Source organism: Cobetia sp. AM6 (assembly GCF_009617955.1).
GTDB classification, from domain to species: domain Bacteria; phylum Pseudomonadota; class Gammaproteobacteria; order Pseudomonadales; family Halomonadaceae; genus Cobetia; species Cobetia amphilecti.
Map to the genome: position 1 here is coordinate 474,756 of NZ_AP021868.1, position 17,389 is coordinate 492,144.

Here is a 17,389-nt window from a genome sequence, read left to right on the forward strand (position 1 = left end):
ATTGAGGGGCCTGGTTCGACGCACTCGTACTCCGAAGAGCCTGGTCCACGTCATGGATAGCGATGGCAGCAGTCGGTGATGCCATGGTTGCCGGCAGCAGAGCGTCTGTGCGGCAAGTGACAGGAACAAAGCAAGTAGCGCGCCAGTTGCGGGGGTGTGGGCGGGACAAGTCCCAGAAGATCAATGGCTTGGCGAGGACAATAGGTTGGCACGTGCAGGCGGTGTCTAGGGCTGGGTGCGCGCTGGCGGTGCGTCAGCAAGGCGCGAGGTACCAGTCTGGCGCACGAAGATGGCGCTGGGAGGGTCGGCAAGGCGCATGCCTCATTGCAGTGCAGCGACGCTTTCGGCTCGGCCGCTCTGAAGGCCTTTAACCGCAGGGTTGCACCAGATTGCGGCACGAATCCTGCTTGGGTGTACGGCAAGTCTCATGCCCGACCCAAGGAAACCTGACATGCCCGTGACCGTGCTGATCGTCGATGTCCGCAGTGAGCGCTCCGCCGCGCTGGAGCAGGCGCTATTGAGCGCCGGCTTCGAGGTGGCGCTGCGCGTTGACGAGCACGAGGACCTGCACGCGCTGGTCGAGCAGCATCAGCCCGATGCGGTGATCATCGACGCCGACCTGCCCAGCCGCGACACCCTGGAGCATCTCGGCCAGCTGGGGCGACGCTATCCCAAGCCGATGATCATGCTGGCCAGTGAAGATGCCCCGGACCTCGTGCGTGAGGCGGCAGGCGCCGGTGTCTCGGCCTATGTGGTGGACCACGTTATACCAGCGATGGTGCGCAGCATGGTCGAGGTCGCCATCACCAGCTTCGAGGCGCACCGTGCGCTCAAGGGGGAGCTCAACCGTACCCAGACCACATTGGTGCAGCGGCGCAGCGTCGATCGCGCCAAGGCCGTGGTGATGGAGACGCGCGGGCTCAGTGAAGATGCCGCCTACCAATACCTGCGCAAGACCGCCATGAACCGGCGCCTGGCCCTGCATGAGCTGGCCGATGAGCTGCTCAAGGCCGCGCGTCGGCGCTGAGCCGGTCGCCGTACTGTCCTTCTCTCTCGATCGTTCAAGAGGTGTGCGTGATGCCCACAGATGTACCCCTGAATGGCCATCAGCTGACGCTGGGCCTGATGCCACTCAATGATGCCGCGCCCTTCGTGGTCGCTGAGCAGTTGGGGCTTTTCCGCGAGGAAGGGCTGGCGGTGACACTCAAGTGGCAACCTTCGTGGGCGGCGTTGCGTGATGACCTGCAGACCGGCGTGTTGCAGGGCGCGCAGATGTTGGCGCTGATGCCGCTGACCTCCACCCTGGGCCTGGATGGCCGCGCCACGCCGGTGATCAGTGCCATGACGCTCAATCTGGGCGGCAACTCCATCACGCTGTCGCGCGCGCTGATGGCCGCCCTCGGCGAGGACGGCCACGACCTCTCCAGTCCGTTGCAGGTCGCGAAGGCGCTGGCGGCGCATATGCGCGAGCGCAAGCAGCGCGGTGAGCCGCTGCTCAAGCTGGCCAGCGTGCATCCGTTCTCTTCGCATCGCTATCTGTTGCGCTACTGGCTGGCGGCGGGCGGCATCAATCCGGACCGCGACGTCGAGATGCGCGCCGTGGCACCGCCGCTGATGGCCGCGCAGCTGGCCAGCGGTGCGCTGGACGGCTTCTGTGTCGGAGAGCCCTGGAACAGCCTGGCAGCGGCGCAGGGGATGGGGCAGGTGGTGGCGGGCAGTCACGATATCTGGCGCTTCGGGCAGGAAAAGGTGCTGGGCGTGCGCGAGGACTGGGCGGAGCAGCATCCGCTGGCGCATCAGGCGCTGATTCGCGCGCTGCTCAATGCCTGCGCCTGGCTGGATCGCCCCGGCAATCGGGCCAGAGCCGCCGAGTGGCTGCATGACGAGGGCATGCCGGAGGTGCCGATGAGCGTGGTGACGCGCGGACTGGAAGATGTCGATGTCGAGCAGTCGGTGGACGACTTCCAGCAGCACAATCCCGGCTGGACCATCTTCCATCGCTACGCGGCCAACTTCCCGTGGCGTTCCCAGACGCGCTGGTATGCCGCCCAGATGCAGCGCTGGGGGCATCTCGAGGGCATCAGCGACAATGATCTCGAAGCGACCTTGGCGCGCTGTGTGCGTCCGGACCTCTACCGCACGGCGGCCCGCAAGCTGGGCATGGTGGTACCGGTGGCGGATGAGCGCAGTGAAGGCACGCATCCGGCGCCCTGGTGGCTGAGCGGTGAGGCGGGCCAGGTGCCGATGCCGGCGGATGGCTTCATCGATGGTGCGGTCTTCGAGTGATGTCGCGGGCGCGGTCCTTGCCGATCCGCGCTGGCGCGGGATTGCACAGCACTTGTAGATAAGTCGCCATCTCCTTTGCCGGATGACAGGGCAAACCTGACGGCTCAGACATGTTGGCAGTGCGGTTGTGATATTCTCATCGCACTGCCAGCACCGCGTCAGGGGATCGCATGACCACTCGCAAGTCTCAGATTCGCAAGGATAATGTCGGCCGCATCCTGCTCGCCGCCGAAAAGATCTTCGCTCTCAAGGGCTATGTCGGCGCCAGCATGGTCGATATTGCCGCCGAGGTAGAGCTGCCCAAGTCCAATCTGCATTACTACTTCAGCACCAAGGAAGCGCTGTATCGCGCGGTGCTCGATGGCCTGCTGGCGCTGTGGAAGGAAGATGCGCTGTGCTTCGAGGCCTACGACGACCCGCAGCTGGTGCTCTCCACCTACATTCGCGCCAAGATGATGCACTCGCGCCAGCGCCCCTATGGCTCCAAGGTGTGGGCCAGCGAGATCATGCAGGGTGCGCCGGTGCTGGGCGAAGAGCTGACGGTGTGGCTCGACGAGTGGGCCGAGATGAAGAAGTCACGTCTGCGCCAGTGGATCGGCGAGGGCCGCATCGACAACGTCGATGCCTCCGCCTACCTGTACATGATCTGGGCCAGCACTCAGCATTACGCCGACTTCGATCACCAGATCGCGGTGCTCAATCAGGGCAAGGCGCTGAGTGATCGGGAATTCGAGCAGGCGGTGCAGAACGTGACGCGGGTGCTGCTGAAGGGCGTCGGTTTGTCCGCCTGAGTCAGCAGTTGACTCCATGATTTCATTGTCCTTAAGCTAATCATGGTCATCGTTGATTGGTCATCAAGACAATGAAGAAGGGGCTGCCATTGCTGGCAGCCCCTTTTTTTGGTTCCCATCTATTGCTACCTGCGCCCCGGGATCAGAGGAGCACCAGACGATCAGGCCGCGCGATGCGGATTGCGTGGGTCCTCCATCCAGTTCATGTACGGCTTGCCGGTGTCCTGCACTTCCATGGTGATGCAGTCCTCGACCGGGCAGGTGATCTCGCACAGGTTGCAGCCCACGCAGTCGGCGTCCTTTACCTCATAGCGGGCGGTGCCGTTGTCCTTGGCCAGATGCATGATGGCCTGGTGCGAGGTGTCCTCGCAGGCGATATAGCAGCGTCCGCAGCCGATGCACTTGTCCTGGTCGATGCGGGCGATCACCTGATAGTTCATGTCCAGCTGCTTCCAGTCGGTGGTGTTGGGCACCGCCGCGCGGGAGAACTCGTCGATACGCTGATAGCCCTTGCTGTCCATCCAGCGCCCCAGGCCATCCTTCATCTCCTCGACGATACGGAAGCCGTGCAGCATCGCCGCCGTGCACACCTGCACGCTGCCCGCGCCGAGGGCGATGAATTCCGCGGCATCTTCCCAGTTGGAGATGCCGCCGATGCCGGAGATCGGCAGGTTGGCGGTTTCCGGCGTGCGCGCTATCTCGGCCACCATGTTCAGCGCGATGGGTTTCACGGCGCTGCCGCAATAGCCACCGTGGGTGCTGCGGTCGCCGACGATGGGATGCGCGACCATGCGGTCGAGATCCAGGTGGGTGATGGAGTTGATGGTGTTGATCAGCGAGACGGCATCGGCGCCACCACGCCAGGCGGCCTTGGCCGGTTCGCGCACGTCGGTGATGTTGGGGGTCAGTTTGACGATCACCGGCAGCGAGCTGTAGGTCTTGCACCAGCGCGTGACCTGCTCGACATACTCCGGCACCTGGCCCACCGCCGCGCCCATGCCGCGTTCCGGCATGCCGTGGGGGCAGCCGAAGTTGAGTTCGATGCCGTCACAGCCGGTGGCCTCGACCTGCGGCAGGATGGTCTTCCAGGCCTCTTCCTCACACGGCACCATCAGCGAGACGATCAGCGCGCGGTCCGGCCAGTCCTTCTTGACCTGGGTGATCTCGCGCAGGTTGATCTCCAGCGAGCGGTCGGTGATCAGCTCGATGTTGTTGAAGCCGCTGACCTCGCCATTCGGGCCATAGTGCGCCGAGTAGCGGGAGGAGACGTTCACCGCGGCCGGGTCTTCGCCGAGGGTCTTCCAGACCACGCCTCCCCAGCCGGCCTCGAAGGCGCGTACCACGTTGTAGGCCTTGTCGGTGGGCGGGGCGCTGGCCAGCCAGAAGGGGTTGGGGGCACGGATGCCGGCGAAGTTGACCGACAGATCGGCCTTGTAGCTGGCGACGTGATCGCCACTTGCTTCAGCACTTGATCCAGCACCTGCCGGGCGCGCGTTATCGTCATTGAGCGGGGTATGAATGGTCATCAGGCGGCCTCCACCTTGAGCATCAGATCGTGATGGATGGCCTCGGCGGCCAGCTTGCCGTGGGCGACGGCTTGAACGGTGAGGTCCTGCCCGCGGGCGATGCAGTCACCGCCGGCATAGACGCCGGGCAGACTGGTGCGCAGCATCTCGTCCACCTCTATCTTGGCCCCCTCGCGGACCAGCCCTGCGGCATGCGCATCGCTCAGGCTCGCGTCATCGAAGCCCTGGCCGATGGCGGTGAAGACCCCGTCGCAGGCCAGCGTGAAGGTCTCGCCGGTATCGACGAGGCGGCCATCCTCGACCCGCGTGCGCGCGAACTGCATCGCGCTGAGCGCGGCGTCATCACCTTCTTCGCTTCTACCACTATCGTTTGCCACATCGAGCGCCAGCGGGCGCGCCCAGGTGTGGATCATCACGCCATTGGCGCGCGCGATTTCCTGCTCGTGATGGGTAGCGGACATCTGCTCTTCGCCACGCCGGTAGACCAGGTCCACCGTCTGCGCGCCGAGGCGCCTGGCCTGCACCGCGATATCGATGGCGGTGTTGCCGGCGCCGATCACCACGGCGTGTCTGGGCACCGCGAGGGCGTTCAGTTCGCCACTCTGACGCAGCACCTTGATGAAGTCGGTGGCCGCCATCAGGCCGCTGGCATCCTCGCCGGTCAGGCCGAGGGCATGGCTGGTGCCAAGGCCGAGGCCCAGGAAGACGCTATCGAATTCGCGTGTCAGGGAGGCCAGCGCCAGGTTGTCGCCGAGGCGCTGGCCGTGGCGGATCTCGATGCCGCCGATCTCGAGCAGGAATTCGACCTCGCGGGCGGCGAAGTCATCGGTCAGCTTGTAGCGGGCGATGCCGTATTCGTTGAGGCCGCCGGCCTTTTCCTCGGCCTCGAAGATCACCACGTCGTGGCCGAAACGCGCCAGGCGATGGGCGCAGGAAAGCCCGGCAGGCCCGGCGCCGACCACCGCGATACGCCGACCGGTGCTGGCGCCACGCGTGAACGGATGGGCTTCGAACTGGGCGTTGTCCAGCGCATGGCGTTGCAGCAGGCCGATCAGCACCGGCTGGCACTCATCGCCCTGATTGCGCACGCAGGACTGCTCGCAGAGGATCTCGGTGGGGCAGACGCGGGCGCAGCTGCCACCGAGGATATTGGCATCGAGAATCTCGCTGGCGGCGCCTTCGAGATTGTCATCGTGGATACGGCGAATGAAGGTCGGGATGTCGATGCTGGTCGGGCAGGCCTTGATGCAGGGGGCATCGTAGCAGTACAGACAGCGCGAGCTCTCGATGAAGGCCTGGCGCTTGCTGAGCGCCGGATGCAGGTCTGTGAAACGCGCACTCAGCGCCTCTTCCGCGAGCCCGCTCGGGGCCCAGTGGGAAGGAGTGGAGGATGTGGTCACGGTGTGGCTCCTGCCCGCGCTCAGGCGCGGGGTCGTTGTTGTTGGTCTTGCAGGCGAGTCGGGTTGCGCTTCTTGACTGGCAGCGGCTTGTTTAGCAGTGCTAAGGGACTGGCAGCGCGTCAGGTGCGCCGCCAGGCCGCCGTTCAGTCGTGTCGTACTTGTCTCAGTTGTCTCAGGTGGGCCGTTCGCCGACCGTCAGCTGCGATCCACGGCGCTGACGACGTTGCTCTCCGCGCGGGCCTTGAGCTGGTCGAACACGCTGGGGTAGGCCGGACGCTCGACATACTGGCCGTGACCGCGCTTGGCATGCAGTTCGCCATCGCGCCAGGCCCAGTCGCCGCGGCTGATGGTGTGACGCGGAATGCCCTTGACGGTGCGGCCTTCGAAGATGTTGAAGTCGATGTTCTGGTGGTGGGTCTTGGCCGAGATGGTGCGTTCGGCGTTGGGGTCCCAGACCACGATGTCGGCGTCGCTGCCGACGCGGATCGCACCCTTGCGCGGATAGAGATTGAAGATCTTGGCCGCATTGGTGGAGGTCAGGCCGACGAAGTCCTCGGCGGAGAAACGCCCGGTGTTGACGCCTTCGTGCCACAGCATCGCCATGCGGTCCTCGACCCCGGCGGTGCCGTTGGGAATCTTCGAGAAGTCGTCCTTGCCCATCTCCTTCTGCTCGGCGCAGAAGCAGCAGTGATCGGTGGCGGTGGTCTGCAGGTCACCGGACTGGATGCCGCCCCACAGCGCCTGGCGATGCTCCAGCGAACGGAACGGCGGGCTCATCACGTGGCCGGCCGCGAATTCCCAGCTCTTGTTCTGATAGACCTCTTCATCGATCAGCAGATGGCCTGCCAGCACCTCGCCGTAGACCGGCTGACCGTGCTCGCGGGCGTAGCGGATCTCCTCCAGCGCATCGGCGGTGGAGACGTGGACCAGATACACCGGCGTGCCCAGGGTGCCGGCGATGCGGATGGCGCGGCTGGCGGCTTCGCCCTCGACCTGCGGCGGGCGTGACAGCGGGTGCGCCTCCGGGCCGGTGATGCCGTCGGCCAGCAGCTTCTGCTGCAGGTGGTAGACCAGCTCGCCGTTCTCGGCATGCACGGTGGGAATCGCGCCCAGCTCCAGGCAGCGCGCGAAGCTCGAGACCAGGGTGTCGTCCGGCGCCATGATGGCGTTCTTGTAGGCCATGAAGTGCTTGAAGCTGTTGACGCCGTAATCGGCGACCAGCGTCGCCATGTCCTGGCTGACGCTCTCGTCCCACCAGGTGACGGCGACGTGGAAGCTGTAGTCGCAGCACGACTTCTCGGCCCATTCGCGCCAGGTGTGATAGGCCTCCATCAGCGGTTGCTGCGGGGAGGGGATCACGAAATCGATGATCATGGTGGTGCCGCCGGCCAGCGCCGCGGCGGTGCCGGTCTGGAAGTCCTCGCTGGCCACGGTGCCCATGAAGGGCAGCTGCATGTGGGTGTGCGGGTCGATGCCGCCGGGCATCACCAGACAGCCGCTGGCGTCGATCACTTCGCAGTCGTCCGGTACGTCCAGGTCGGTGCCGATGGCGGTGATGGTCTCGCCGTCACACAGCACATCGGCGGTGTAGCGCTCTTCGTGGGTCTGGATGCTGCCGCCCTTGATCAGGATTGCCATGAGTCTCTCCCGGCCGCATCGCGCGGCCTTGTCCGGCATTGAGTGTCAGGTCGTCTTGTTGTTGTCGTGCGGGTCGTCAGTCCGTCATTCGCCGTCGGTGAGGCGGGTATAGGCATCCGGGCGACGGTCGCGGAAGAACTGCCAGTTGTTGCGCACCTCGCGCACCATCGCCATGTCGAGGTCGTGGATCAGCAGCTCATCCTCGGTGGCGCTGGCCTGGGCTTCGATCTGGCCGCGTGGATTCACGAAGTAGGAGGAGCCGTAGAACTCGCCGATATCCCAGGGCTGTTCATGGCCGACGCGGTTGATGGCGGCGATGTAGCAGCCATTGGCGGCGGCGGAGGCGGGTTGCTCCAGCTCCCACAGGTATTGGGAGAGGCCCGCGACGGTGGCGGAGGGATTGAAGATGATCTCGGCGCCGTTGAGCGCCAGTGCGCGCCAGCCTTCCGGGAAGTGGCGGTCGTAGCAGATGTAGACGCCGATGCGCCCGTAGGCGGTGTCGAAGACCGGCCAGTCTGACTTGCCCGGCTTGAAGAAGAATTTCTCCCAGAAGCCCGCCACCTGCGGGATGTGAGTCTTGTGATACTTGCCCAGATAGCTGCCGTCGGCATCGATGACGGCGGCGGTGTTGTAGTACACCCCCGGCTGCACTTCCTCGTAGATGGGCACGATGATCACCATCTGATGCTTCTTCGCGTACTGCTGCATCAGGGTGACGGTGGGGCCGTCGGGCACGCGCTCGGCGGCGGCATACCACTTGGCATCCTGGCTCGGGCAGAAATAGGGCTGATTGAAGACTTCCTGGAAGCACAGGATCTTGACGCCTGCCTCACCGGCCTGGTCGATCAGCGGCAGGTGGGCCTCGTTCATGGCATCACGGATCTGCGCGGGCTCGAGGTCGGTGGAGACGTTGAGTCCCATCTGGATGACGGCGCAGCGCAGCTTGCCGGCATCCTCGGTATAGGAGATGCGGGAATCGTTCGACATGTCTTCCTCATCGGGCGCTTGGCGCCGGTTGTTGTTGTCTTCAATGAGTGCTGGTGGGCTGAGCGGGTGAGCAGGGATAGCGCGAAATGGCCCCAGGAAAAACACGCCGCCTGCCTGGCAAGTCTGCATGCCGCTGGCAGGCGTCATGGGTCAGGAAAGGTCCGATTTAAATCCTGTCTCACCAGTCAGCTTAATGAACATTAGACAGTGTTCCCGCGTTCGGCAAGATGAAGTGTCAAATAAAGTCTTGTGGATTTATCTTGTTGTTATCAAAGAGTTTTTATTCAATAAAAGGCCATATTTCACCATTGTGGTGCCTGGAGAATCAGCGTGGTTCACGCGATTTTCAAAGGAAAAGACGATGCACAACAGTGGCTTGTGATCGTTTGCGTGGGCATTGCGCAAGACCGCCTTGCACCAGCTTGGAACCTGACCATACTGACAGTTGGCGCGAACACGGCTTGTCGCCACCTGACAGGCGTCATGAATGAAAATACGCGCCATTGCATCTCAAGTTGTCTTGCAAGACAGGTTTGATTTGTCGGCAATAATCCGGCCGGCGGCATGCGATTTGCCACAGGGTTTTCCACACGAACTGCGCAAGGTGTTTCTTCTACACGGCCTGCCACAGATTCGTCTGCCGCAGAATCTTCTGAATCAGAATCTTCTGCATGCAGTGCCGAATGAAGTGTGCCTGATGATGTGTGCCGAACGGGGAGGAGCGAAGAGGAGTCAGGAAAGCGACGGAGAAGGTAAGGAAGACAGGAAACGACAAGTGACACAAGGCAAGCGCAGTGCATCACCCTCAACAATAACAACAGCTGAACAGGTGAGGACTCATGGCCCCGACACAGACGCGCTCGCACATGGTGCGCAGCAATGAGGAAATGATCGAGCTGGTGGTGGCACAGGATGTCGCCCGCAGCCCGCGTTACAACGAGGATATCGCGCCGACCAGGAGTGCCGAACGCACCTGGTCGCGCTGGAACATCGCCGCACTGTGGGTCGGCATGTCGATCTGCGTGCCGACCTACACCCTGGGTGGCGTCCTGACCGCCTACTTCGGCCTGAGCGTCGGCGAGGCGCTGTTCACGATTCTGGTCGCCAACCTGGTGGTGCTGATTCCGCTGACCCTCAACGCCTTCCCCGGCACGCGCTTCGGGATCCCCTTCCCGGTGGTGCTGCGCTCCTCCTTCGGCATCATCGGCTCCAACGTGCCATGCATGATTCGCGCGGTGGTCGCCTGTGGCTGGTTCGGTATCCAGACGATGTTCGGCGGGCTGGCCATCCACCTGCTGCTGTCGAGCCTCTCGGCCGACTGGAAGGCGCTGGGCGGGGTGGGCGAGGTCATCGGCTTCTTCGTGTTCTGGGCGCTCAACCTGTTCGTGGTGATTCGCGGCGCGGAATCCATCAAGTGGCTGGAGACGCTGTCCGCGCCCTTGCTGCTGGCGGTGGGGGTCGGCCTGATGGTGTGGGCGCTGCCGCATACCTCGATCAGCGAGCTGTTGGCCCAGCCGCCGAATCGTCCCGAAGGCGATGGCGTGGCCAGCTACTTCATGGCGGGCCTGACCGCGATGGTCGGCTTCTGGGCGACGCTGTCGCTGAACATTCCTGACTTCAGTCGTTACGCGAAGAGCCAGAAGGACCAGATCGTCGGTCAGATCATTGGCCTGCCGCTGACGATGTTCTTCTTCGCGGCGCTCGGCGTGGTGCTGACCGCGGCGTCCAGCTCGCTGGTAGGCGAGACCATCTCCGACCCGGTCAACCTGATCGGTCGTATCGACAGCCCCGGCTGGGTCGCCATCGCCATGGTGCTGATCATCATCGCGACGCTCTCCACCAATACCGCGGCCAACATCGTCTCGCCGACCAATGACTTCCAGAACATCGCGCCGAAGTTGATCAACCAGACGCGCGGCGTGCTGCTGACCGGGCTGGTCGGGGTGCTGCTGATGGGCTTCGAGCTGATCAAGAAGATGGGCTGGATCGTCTCGGACGTCAGTCTCGAGAGCCTCTATTCCAACTGGTTGCTGGGCTATTCGAGTCTGCTGGGGCCGATCGCGGGGATCATGATCGTCGACTACTTCGTGATCCGTCGTCAGTCCTTTGATCTGCCGGCACTCTATCTGGATGGCAGCACCTATCCGGCCTTCAATCCGGCGGGCTTCATCGCCTTCTTCGTGCCGGTGGGACTGACGGTGATCAGCTTCTCGCAGCCCGGACTTTCCTGGTTCTACGACTACGGCTGGTTCACCGGCTCGCTGCTGGGGGCGCTGGTCTACTTCGTGGCCAGCAAGTTGCTGGTCAAGGCACCGCCGGTGCATCTGCCGGAGGCAGTACCGGGCAGCGGGGCGCAGCGCGCCTGACGCCGCTTATGAGCATGGTGAGTGCAATGACAGACGGGCTGCCGATTGGCAGCCCGTCTGTCGTTCGTCGGCTTATCAACTCATCCGCTCATCAACTTATTCGTTCATCAATTCGGCAGCTCATCCGCGGCGGCGCGTCATGCGTCAAGGCCGGGGGTGCCATCTTCGAAGCGCTCGACCATGAAGTCGACGAACTGGCGCACCTTGGGCGAGAGGTGGCGGTGGCGGGGATAGACGATCCACACCCCGGTATCGCGCACCTGGTACTCATCCAGCACCGAGATCAGCTTGCCGCTGGCCAGATGGGGCGCGACGTAATAGTCGGGAATCTGGGCAAGGCCGAGGCCCTTGAGCGTGGCGTCCAACAGCGCCGGGCCGGAGTTGGCCTGCCAGCTGCCGGTGATACGCACCTCACGGCGCTGACCCTCGACCTCGAACAGCCACTCGCGCTTGGAACCGGCCAGACAGCGATGACTGGAGAGCTCGGCCAGGGTGTGCGGGCGCGGTGCCTGCTGGAAGTAGTCGTGCGAGGCGACGACGAATTCGCGGCGATCCACCAGCCGCCTTGCGATCAGCGAGGAGTCCTTGAGCACGCCCATGCGGATGGCGACGTCGAAGCCCTCGTCGATCAGTTCCACCGGACGGTTGGTGAAGTGCATCTGCACTTCCAGTTGCGGGTGCAGCAGCTGGAAGTCGTTGACCAGCGGCGCGACGTAGCGCTCGCCGAAGGTGGTGGCGCTGGTCAGCTTGAGCACGCCGCTGGGGCGGGCGTGGAAGTCGCCGATGGCCTGTTCGGCGGCGCGGAAGCCATCGAAGAGGTGATGGCAGTGCTCGAAATACACCTGTCCGGCATCGGTGAGACGCGTCTGACGGGTGGTGCGGTAGAGCAATTGGGTATCGAGCTGGGCTTCCAGCTGGCTGATCAGACGACTGACATGTGAGCTGGACACCCCGAGATGACGGGCAGCACCGGAAAATGAGCCGATTCTGACGACTTCCACGAAGGCTTCGATACGGTCCCAGCGCTGCATGCTGGCTCCTCTTTCATTGTTGTTGAGTGGCAATAATCATCTGAGTGCCAACGGCTTAATCCCACCCGCATGACTGCGTAGACTGTGCTCCATGCCAAGCCCGCAAGGATGAACCGCAAGGACAAGCCCAGTGCCTGTCGCGTGGGGAGTCCCTCGGGCGACTCATCCATGCAACCTGTCAGGTGCGGCTACCTTTCAGGGTGGCCTCCGTGGTGATCATCACCACACCAGGGGGCATGAGATTGGCAGCCAGTTTACCGCTATTGATGCTCACTAGGAGAGATTCATGAAATCACGTGCTGCGATTGCGCTGGAAGCCGGCAAGCCGCTGGAACTGGTCGAGATCGATGTCGAAGGGCCGAAGGCCGGTGAGGTGCTGGTACGCATCGTCAATACCGCCGTCTGTCACACCGATGCGTTCACCCTGTCCGGCGCAGACCCGGAAGGCCTGTTCCCGTCCGTGCTGGGCCACGAAGGCGCCGGTATCGTCGAGGAAGTGGGCGAAGGCGTGACTGGCCTGGTGCCGGGCGACCACGTCATTCCGCTCTACACCGCCGAATGCGGCAAGTGCAAGTTCTGCCTCTCCGGCAAGACCAACCTGTGCAGCGCCGTGCGTGCCACCCAGGGTCGCGGCCTGATGCCGGACGGCACCTCGCGCTTCTCCCTCGATGGCAAGATGCTGCACCACTACATGGGCACCTCCACCTTCTCCGAATACACCGTGGTGCCGGAAGTCTCGCTGGCCAAGGTGTCCAAGGAAGCGCCGCTGGACAAGATCTGCCTGCTGGGCTGTGGCGTCACCACCGGTATCGGCGCGGTGATGAACACCGCCAAGGTCGAGCCGGGCTCTACCGTCGCCATCTTCGGCCTCGGTGCCATCGGTCTGGCCGCCATCCAGGGCGCGGTGATGGCCAAGGCGTCGCGCATCATCGCCATCGACATCAATGAAGACAAGTTCGACCTGGCCCGCAAGTTCGGCGCCACCGACTTCGTCAACCCGAGCAAGCTGTCCGTGCCGGTCCAGGAAGCCATCGTCGACATGACCGACGGCGGCGTCGACTACTCCTTCGAGTGCATCGGCAACGTCAATGTCATGCGTGCCGCGCTTGAGTGCGCGCACAAGGGCTGGGGCGAATCCATCGTCATCGGCGTCGCCGGTGCCGGTGAAGAGATCTCCACCCGCCCGTTCCAGCTGGTGACCGGGCGCGTCTGGAAAGGCTCCGCCTTCGGTGGCGTCAAGGGCCGTACCGAACTGCCGGGCTACGTCGAGCGTTACATGGACGGCGCGATCAATCTGGACGACTTCATCACTCACCAGATGCCGTTCGAGAAGATCAACGAATCCTTCGATCTGCTGCACGAAGGCAAGTCGATCCGTACCGTGCTGAGCTTCTGATCCGGGGCTGAACTGCCGCCGGGCAACACGGAAACACCTGTTGCCCGGTGAGGTCTGGAACGCGAAACGGCGTCGGCTTGCCGACGCCGTTTTCATGGGCGATATCACAAGGGAGAGCATGATGACCGCGACCGAACAACTCGAGCTGGTCAGCGCCAACAAGGTGCATGGCGGCTGGCTCAAGCGTTACCGTCACCGCAGCGGCAGCCTGGATTGCGACATGGTGTTCGCCATCTATCTGCCGCCCCAGGCCGAACAGGGCCCGGTGCCGATGCTGTGGTGGCTGTCGGGGCTGACCTGCACCGACGAGAACTTCATGCAGAAGGCCGGCGCGCAGAAGAAGGCGGCGGAACTGGGCATCGCCCTGATCTGCCCGGACACCAGTCCGCGCGGCGTCAATCTGGACGGCGAAGACGACAGCTACGACTTCGGCAGTGGCGCAGGCTTCTACGTCAATGCCACCCGCGAGCCGTGGGCGCGTCATTACCGCATGTATGACTACGTCACTGAGGAGCTGCCGGCGCTCGTCAAGCGTCACTTCCCGGTGGACGGCGAGCGCGAATCGATCTCCGGTCACTCCATGGGCGGCCACGGCGCGCTGATCTGCGCGCTGAAGAATCCGGGCCGCTATCGTTCGGTCTCGGCCTTCGCGCCGATCGTCAATCCTATGGCCTGCCCGTGGGGCGAGAAAGCCTTCAGCGGCTATCTCGGCGATGACCGCGCCCAGTGGGCGCAGTGGGACACCTGCGAGCTGGTCAAGCAGGCGAGCAAGAGCGGCACCGAGCGTCAGGAGCTGTTCGTCGAGCAGGGCGAGAGTGATCAGTTCCTCGAGGAGCAGCTCAAGCCGGAGCGCCTGGAGGCGGTCTGCGCCGAGCTGGATCACCCGTTGGTCCTGCGTCGTCAGCCCGGCTACGACCACAGCTACTTCTTCATGGCCAGCTTCATCGATGAGCATCTTGCCTACCATGCGAAACACCTCCTTTGAGGTGTGAGTGTGGTCGCCGGTAGAAATGAAAAGGCACGCGAAACACCTGCTTTGAGGTGAGCCTCAGGCGTTGAGGTATGAAAGCGCCAGTCGCAGCTGATCGCTCGCCGAGCAGAGACACTGCGTGAAAGACAGAAACGACAGTCCCGCTATCGATTGATGGATAGCGGGACTGTCGTTTTTTCGTCATGAGAAGCAGAGTTTTTCAGAACCTTCAGGCATGAAAGCCCGTTTTGGTGGCGTTTGCTTATGCTGCGTCAGTGGTAGCCAACTCAGGCGTTATTCTGTGCCGTACGGCAACGATGATTTGCTGCACAGCGGCGATAAAGTCACTGCGCCAGGCAGGCGCGATGGTTTACTGTCGAGAGGTGGACAACGCACGACGTCCAGGCAGTGAATCACGACATCCCTGACGCTATCGGAATTGCAGAGGTCGCTTATTGACCTCCCCCTGATGGGACCGATCGCCGATGTTGTCGCTGCTGGAGCTGACCCCCCAAGGTTCGCTCCCTGCTGAGACCCAATAACGATAATACTGCGGACCCCCGCCGGCCTCATCAGGCCACGGGAGAGGGCACCACGAGGCCCCGGTCTGCCACTCAAGCAGATATAGAGAAGGACTCCCCTCATGGCATTGACCAGTGGCCGTTTCGCCCGCCCGTACGAAGCTCACTCATCCGCTGCAGGAATGGCCGGCGAGACGCGCCAGCCGCAGACCATCGGCTTCCTGCTGCTCGACAGCTTCACGCTCATCTCGCTGGCCTCGGCGGTGGAACCGCTGCGCATGGCCAATCAGCTGGCCGGACGCGAGCTGTACCGCTGGTATACCGTGACGCTGGAAGGCGCCCCCGTGCGCGCCAGCGATGGCCTGCAGGTCACGCCCGATACCTCCACCGAGGCCTGCCCGCCGCTGGATATCGTCATCGTGTGCGGTGGAGTCGGCATTCAGCGCTCCGTGCATCGCCCGCATGTCAGCTGGCTGCAGGCCCAGGCACGTGCCGGCCGCAAGCTGGGTGCCGTCTGCACCGGCAGCTGGGCGCTGGCCCAGGCAGGGCTGCTCGAAGGCCATGAGACCAGCATCCACTGGGAGTGCCTGGCCGCGATGCAGGAAGCCTTCCCGCGCGTGCCGCTGACCACACGACTGTTCTCCATCGATCAGGACCGCGCCACGGCCTCCGGCGGTACCGCGCCGATGGACATGATGCTGACCATGATCGGTCGCGAGCATGGCCGCGAGCTGGCGGCGGGCATCTCCGAGATGTTCATCTGTGATCGCGTACGTGGCGAGCAGGACCAGCAGCGCGTGCCGCTCAAGCATGTGCTGGGCACCACCCAGCCCAAGCTTCTGGAAATCGTCGCGCTGATGGAGGCCAATCTGGAAGAGCCCATCGGCCTGGACGAGCTGGCGCACTATGTCGATGTCTCGCGCCGTCAGCTGGAGCGGCTGTTCCAGCGGTATCTGCACTGTTCGCCGTCGCGCTACTACCTCAAGCTGCGCCTGACCCGCGCGCGTCAGCTGCTCAAGCAGACGGCGCTGTCGATCATCGAGGTGGCCTCGGCCTGTGGCTTCGTGTCCACGCCGCACTTCTCCAAGTGCTACCGCGAGTACTTCGGCATGCCGCCGCGTGATGAGCGCATCGGTGGCGAGCGCAGTGTCAGCGTGCTGGAGGTGCCGTGTCGCGCCGATGGCGACCATCAGCTGACCGGAGTCGCCAGTCTGGAAGGGCTGCTGCACCAGTCGATCGGTCAGAGCATGGTCGGCAATGCGCCCCTGCAACCGGCCAGCGAGTCCCCCGTCTCCTCGGCGATTCTGGCACTGGCCAATGCGCGCGGTGAGCCGACCTACGCCAGCGTGCGCCTGCAGGGCTGACGCCTGCCGACTGACAGCAGCTTCCCGCAACATCCAACGCCTCTGCCGCTCCGGCAGGGGCGTTGTCGTTTTCACAGGAGCCACTGGCACGCTCTGGTACACTCGAAGGCACCAGGAAGCAGTAGCTGACACGACAATGGCTCGGTGGCGGAATGACGCGCCACGACACGCACGACAGGGGACGGCAAGGGATGGCACGAGGACAGCAACGCAGGCAGGAAGGCACGGAGCGTGTGGCGGGTGCTCGGCGCGGGGCGACACGCCGCCCGGCGCCGCGTGCCGGCATGCGCCCGATGGAGCGTCTGCGCTGGCTGGCGGTGTGGGCATTCAAGGTCGTCGCCTGCTGGATGGTGGCCTGCATCGGCCTGGTGGTATTGCTGCGCTTCGTGCCGCTGCCGGTGTCGATGGTGATGCTCGAGAAGTGGGGCTATGGCCTGGTCACCGGCGAGCCGATGGCGCTGCAGCATGACTGGGTGCCGATGGAGCAGATTTCCAACAATGCCCGTCTGGCGGTGATCGCCTCGGAAGACCAGAAATTCCCCGATCACTACGGCTTCGATGTCGATCAGATCGTCAAGGCCATCGATGCGCGGCTGGCCGGTGAGCGTCTGCGCGGCGCCAGTACCATCAGCCAGCAGACCGCCAAGAATGTCTTCCTGTGGAACGGGCGCAGCTGGGTGCGCAAGGGGCTGGAGGTCTGGTTCACCATCCTGATCGAAGTGATCTGGCCCAAGGAGCGCATTCTCGAGGTCTATCTGAATGTCGCCGAATGGGGGCCGGGGGTCTTCGGCGTCGAGGCCGCGGCCGAGCATCACTTCAATACCGATGCCGCCAGCCTTTCCGCCTACCAGGCCAGTCTGCTGGCGGCGGTATTGCCCAACCCGATCCGCTTCAATGCCGGCAAGCCCTCGGCCTATATCCAGCGCCGCGCCAGCTGGACGCGCCGTCAGATGAACAATCTCGGCATGGGCTACTTGAAGCGTCTGGAGCAGCCGCGTGGCTGGCTGAGCTGGGACCTGCTGCCTTCGCTCAAGGAGCTGTCCCCCGCGCATTGACCGGCCTGACGGTACACCATCGGCTGTCCCACGACGCCCCGGCTCTCTCGAGTCGGGG

At 63.8% G+C, this 17,389-nt stretch carries 14 protein-coding genes; 9 read left to right on the forward strand and 5 right to left on the reverse strand.

Translation table 11 applies throughout. From position 1 onward, the window contains the following. The first annotated feature begins 451 nt into the window (after nt 1–451). The 3 genes from CLAM6_RS02170 to CLAM6_RS02180 all read left to right on the forward strand — a co-directional run bounded on the left by CLAM6_RS02170 (nt 452) and on the right by CLAM6_RS02180 (nt 3,077). Nucleotides 452–1,027, forward strand: coding sequence for an ANTAR domain-containing response regulator (locus CLAM6_RS02170; protein ID WP_043333728.1), 576 nt, complete (start codon nt 452–454; stop codon nt 1,025–1,027). Nucleotides 1,028–1,077: 50 nt separating this feature from the next. Then, complete coding sequence (locus tag CLAM6_RS02175) at nt 1,078–2,286, forward strand: CmpA/NrtA family ABC transporter substrate-binding protein (protein WP_043333729.1); 1,209 nt, start codon at nt 1,078–1,080, stop codon at nt 2,284–2,286. Nucleotides 2,287–2,456: 170 nt separating this feature from the next. After that, nucleotides 2,457–3,077: a TetR/AcrR family transcriptional regulator gene (locus CLAM6_RS02180; RefSeq protein WP_043333730.1), complete on the forward strand. Its 621-nt coding sequence runs from the start codon at nt 2,457–2,459 to the stop codon at nt 3,075–3,077. Between the two features lie 161 nt (nt 3,078–3,238). Here CLAM6_RS02180 and preA read toward each other — a convergent pair whose 3' ends face one another. The 4 genes from preA to CLAM6_RS02200 form a co-directional block, all read right to left on the reverse strand. Next, the gene (gene preA / locus CLAM6_RS02185) at nt 3,239–4,603 is read right to left on the reverse strand and encodes an NAD-dependent dihydropyrimidine dehydrogenase subunit PreA (protein WP_084589409.1); all 1,365 of its coding nucleotides are present in this window, start codon (nt 4,601–4,603) and stop codon (nt 3,239–3,241) included. Continuing rightward, nucleotides 4,603–6,003, reverse strand: coding sequence for an NAD(P)-dependent oxidoreductase (locus CLAM6_RS02190; RefSeq protein ID WP_043333731.1), 1,401 nt, complete (start codon nt 6,001–6,003; stop codon nt 4,603–4,605). The genes preA and CLAM6_RS02190 overlap by 1 nt, the downstream gene beginning before the upstream one ends. A gap of 195 nt (nt 6,004–6,198) precedes the next feature. After that, complete coding sequence (hydA, locus tag CLAM6_RS02195; RefSeq protein ID WP_043333732.1) at nt 6,199–7,641, reverse strand: dihydropyrimidinase; 1,443 nt, start codon at nt 7,639–7,641, stop codon at nt 6,199–6,201. 84 nt (nt 7,642–7,725) lie between these two features. Beyond that, nucleotides 7,726–8,628, reverse strand: coding sequence for a nitrilase-related carbon-nitrogen hydrolase (locus CLAM6_RS02200; RefSeq protein ID WP_052384559.1), 903 nt, complete (start codon nt 8,626–8,628; stop codon nt 7,726–7,728). A 487-nt stretch (nt 8,629–9,115) separates the two neighbouring features. Between CLAM6_RS02200 and CLAM6_RS02205 the strand changes: the two genes are divergently transcribed. Beyond that, nucleotides 9,116–9,511: a hypothetical protein gene (locus CLAM6_RS02205; RefSeq protein ID WP_153635089.1), complete on the forward strand. Its 396-nt coding sequence runs from the start codon at nt 9,116–9,118 to the stop codon at nt 9,509–9,511. Next, a complete protein-coding gene (locus CLAM6_RS02210) occupies nt 9,468–10,994 on the forward strand; it encodes an NCS1 family nucleobase:cation symporter-1 (RefSeq protein ID WP_043333733.1) in 1,527 nt (508 codons plus the stop codon). Before CLAM6_RS02205 ends, CLAM6_RS02210 begins: the two co-directional genes overlap by 44 nt. A gap of 137 nt (nt 10,995–11,131) precedes the next feature. Here CLAM6_RS02210 and CLAM6_RS02215 read toward each other — a convergent pair whose 3' ends face one another. Beyond that, entirely contained in the window at nt 11,132–12,025 is an 894-nt protein-coding gene (locus CLAM6_RS02215; RefSeq protein ID WP_043333734.1) for a LysR family transcriptional regulator, read from the reverse strand. A 286-nt stretch (nt 12,026–12,311) separates the two neighbouring features. Here CLAM6_RS02215 and CLAM6_RS02220 point away from each other — a divergent pair, with 286 nt between their 5' ends. The 4 genes from CLAM6_RS02220 (at nt 12,312) to mtgA (ending at nt 17,331) form a co-directional block, all read left to right on the forward strand. Further along, the gene (locus CLAM6_RS02220; RefSeq protein ID WP_043333735.1) at nt 12,312–13,421 is read left to right on the forward strand and encodes an S-(hydroxymethyl)glutathione dehydrogenase/class III alcohol dehydrogenase; all 1,110 of its coding nucleotides are present in this window, start codon (nt 12,312–12,314) and stop codon (nt 13,419–13,421) included. Between the two features lie 121 nt (nt 13,422–13,542). Beyond that, the gene (gene fghA / locus CLAM6_RS02225) at nt 13,543–14,406 is read left to right on the forward strand and encodes an S-formylglutathione hydrolase (RefSeq protein WP_043333736.1); all 864 of its coding nucleotides are present in this window, start codon (nt 13,543–13,545) and stop codon (nt 14,404–14,406) included. 688 nt (nt 14,407–15,094) lie between these two features. Beyond that, a complete protein-coding gene (locus CLAM6_RS02230) occupies nt 15,095–16,276 on the forward strand; it encodes a GlxA family transcriptional regulator (RefSeq protein ID WP_043333766.1) in 1,182 nt (393 codons plus the stop codon). Nucleotides 16,277–16,569: 293 nt separating this feature from the next. Further along, nucleotides 16,570–17,331 carry a monofunctional biosynthetic peptidoglycan transglycosylase gene (gene mtgA / locus CLAM6_RS02235; protein ID WP_084589412.1) on the forward strand — a complete coding sequence of 254 codons (762 nt, stop codon included), beginning with the start codon at nt 16,570–16,572 and terminating at the stop codon, nt 17,329–17,331. Nucleotides 17,332–17,389 lie beyond the last annotated feature (58 nt).

Coding starts and splice junctions, on each gene's coding strand:
- CLAM6_RS02170 (WP_043333728.1), top strand. CDS start 452: ATGCCCGTGACCGTGCTGATCGTCGATGTCCGCAGTGAGCGCTCCGCC.
- CLAM6_RS02210 (WP_043333733.1), top strand. CDS start 9,468: ATGGCCCCGACACAGACGCGCTCGCACATGGTGCGCAGCAATGAGGAA.
- CLAM6_RS02220 (WP_043333735.1), top strand. CDS start 12,312: ATGAAATCACGTGCTGCGATTGCGCTGGAAGCCGGCAAGCCGCTGGAA.
- hydA (WP_043333732.1), bottom strand. CDS start 7,641: ATGGCAATCCTGATCAAGGGCGGCAGCATCCAGACCCACGAAGAGCGC.
- CLAM6_RS02215 (WP_043333734.1), bottom strand. CDS start 12,025: ATGCAGCGCTGGGACCGTATCGAAGCCTTCGTGGAAGTCGTCAGAATC.
- CLAM6_RS02175 (WP_043333729.1), top strand. CDS start 1,078: ATGCCCACAGATGTACCCCTGAATGGCCATCAGCTGACGCTGGGCCTG.
- CLAM6_RS02200 (WP_052384559.1), bottom strand. CDS start 8,628: ATGTCGAACGATTCCCGCATCTCCTATACCGAGGATGCCGGCAAGCTG.
- mtgA (WP_084589412.1), top strand. CDS start 16,570: ATGGAGCGTCTGCGCTGGCTGGCGGTGTGGGCATTCAAGGTCGTCGCC.
- preA (WP_084589409.1), bottom strand. CDS start 4,603: ATGACCATTCATACCCCGCTCAATGACGATAACGCGCGCCCGGCAGGT.
- CLAM6_RS02205 (WP_153635089.1), top strand. CDS start 9,116: ATGAAAATACGCGCCATTGCATCTCAAGTTGTCTTGCAAGACAGGTTT.
- CLAM6_RS02180 (WP_043333730.1), top strand. CDS start 2,457: ATGACCACTCGCAAGTCTCAGATTCGCAAGGATAATGTCGGCCGCATC.
- CLAM6_RS02230 (WP_043333766.1), top strand. CDS start 15,095: ATGGCCGGCGAGACGCGCCAGCCGCAGACCATCGGCTTCCTGCTGCTC.
- fghA (WP_043333736.1), top strand. CDS start 13,543: ATGACCGCGACCGAACAACTCGAGCTGGTCAGCGCCAACAAGGTGCAT.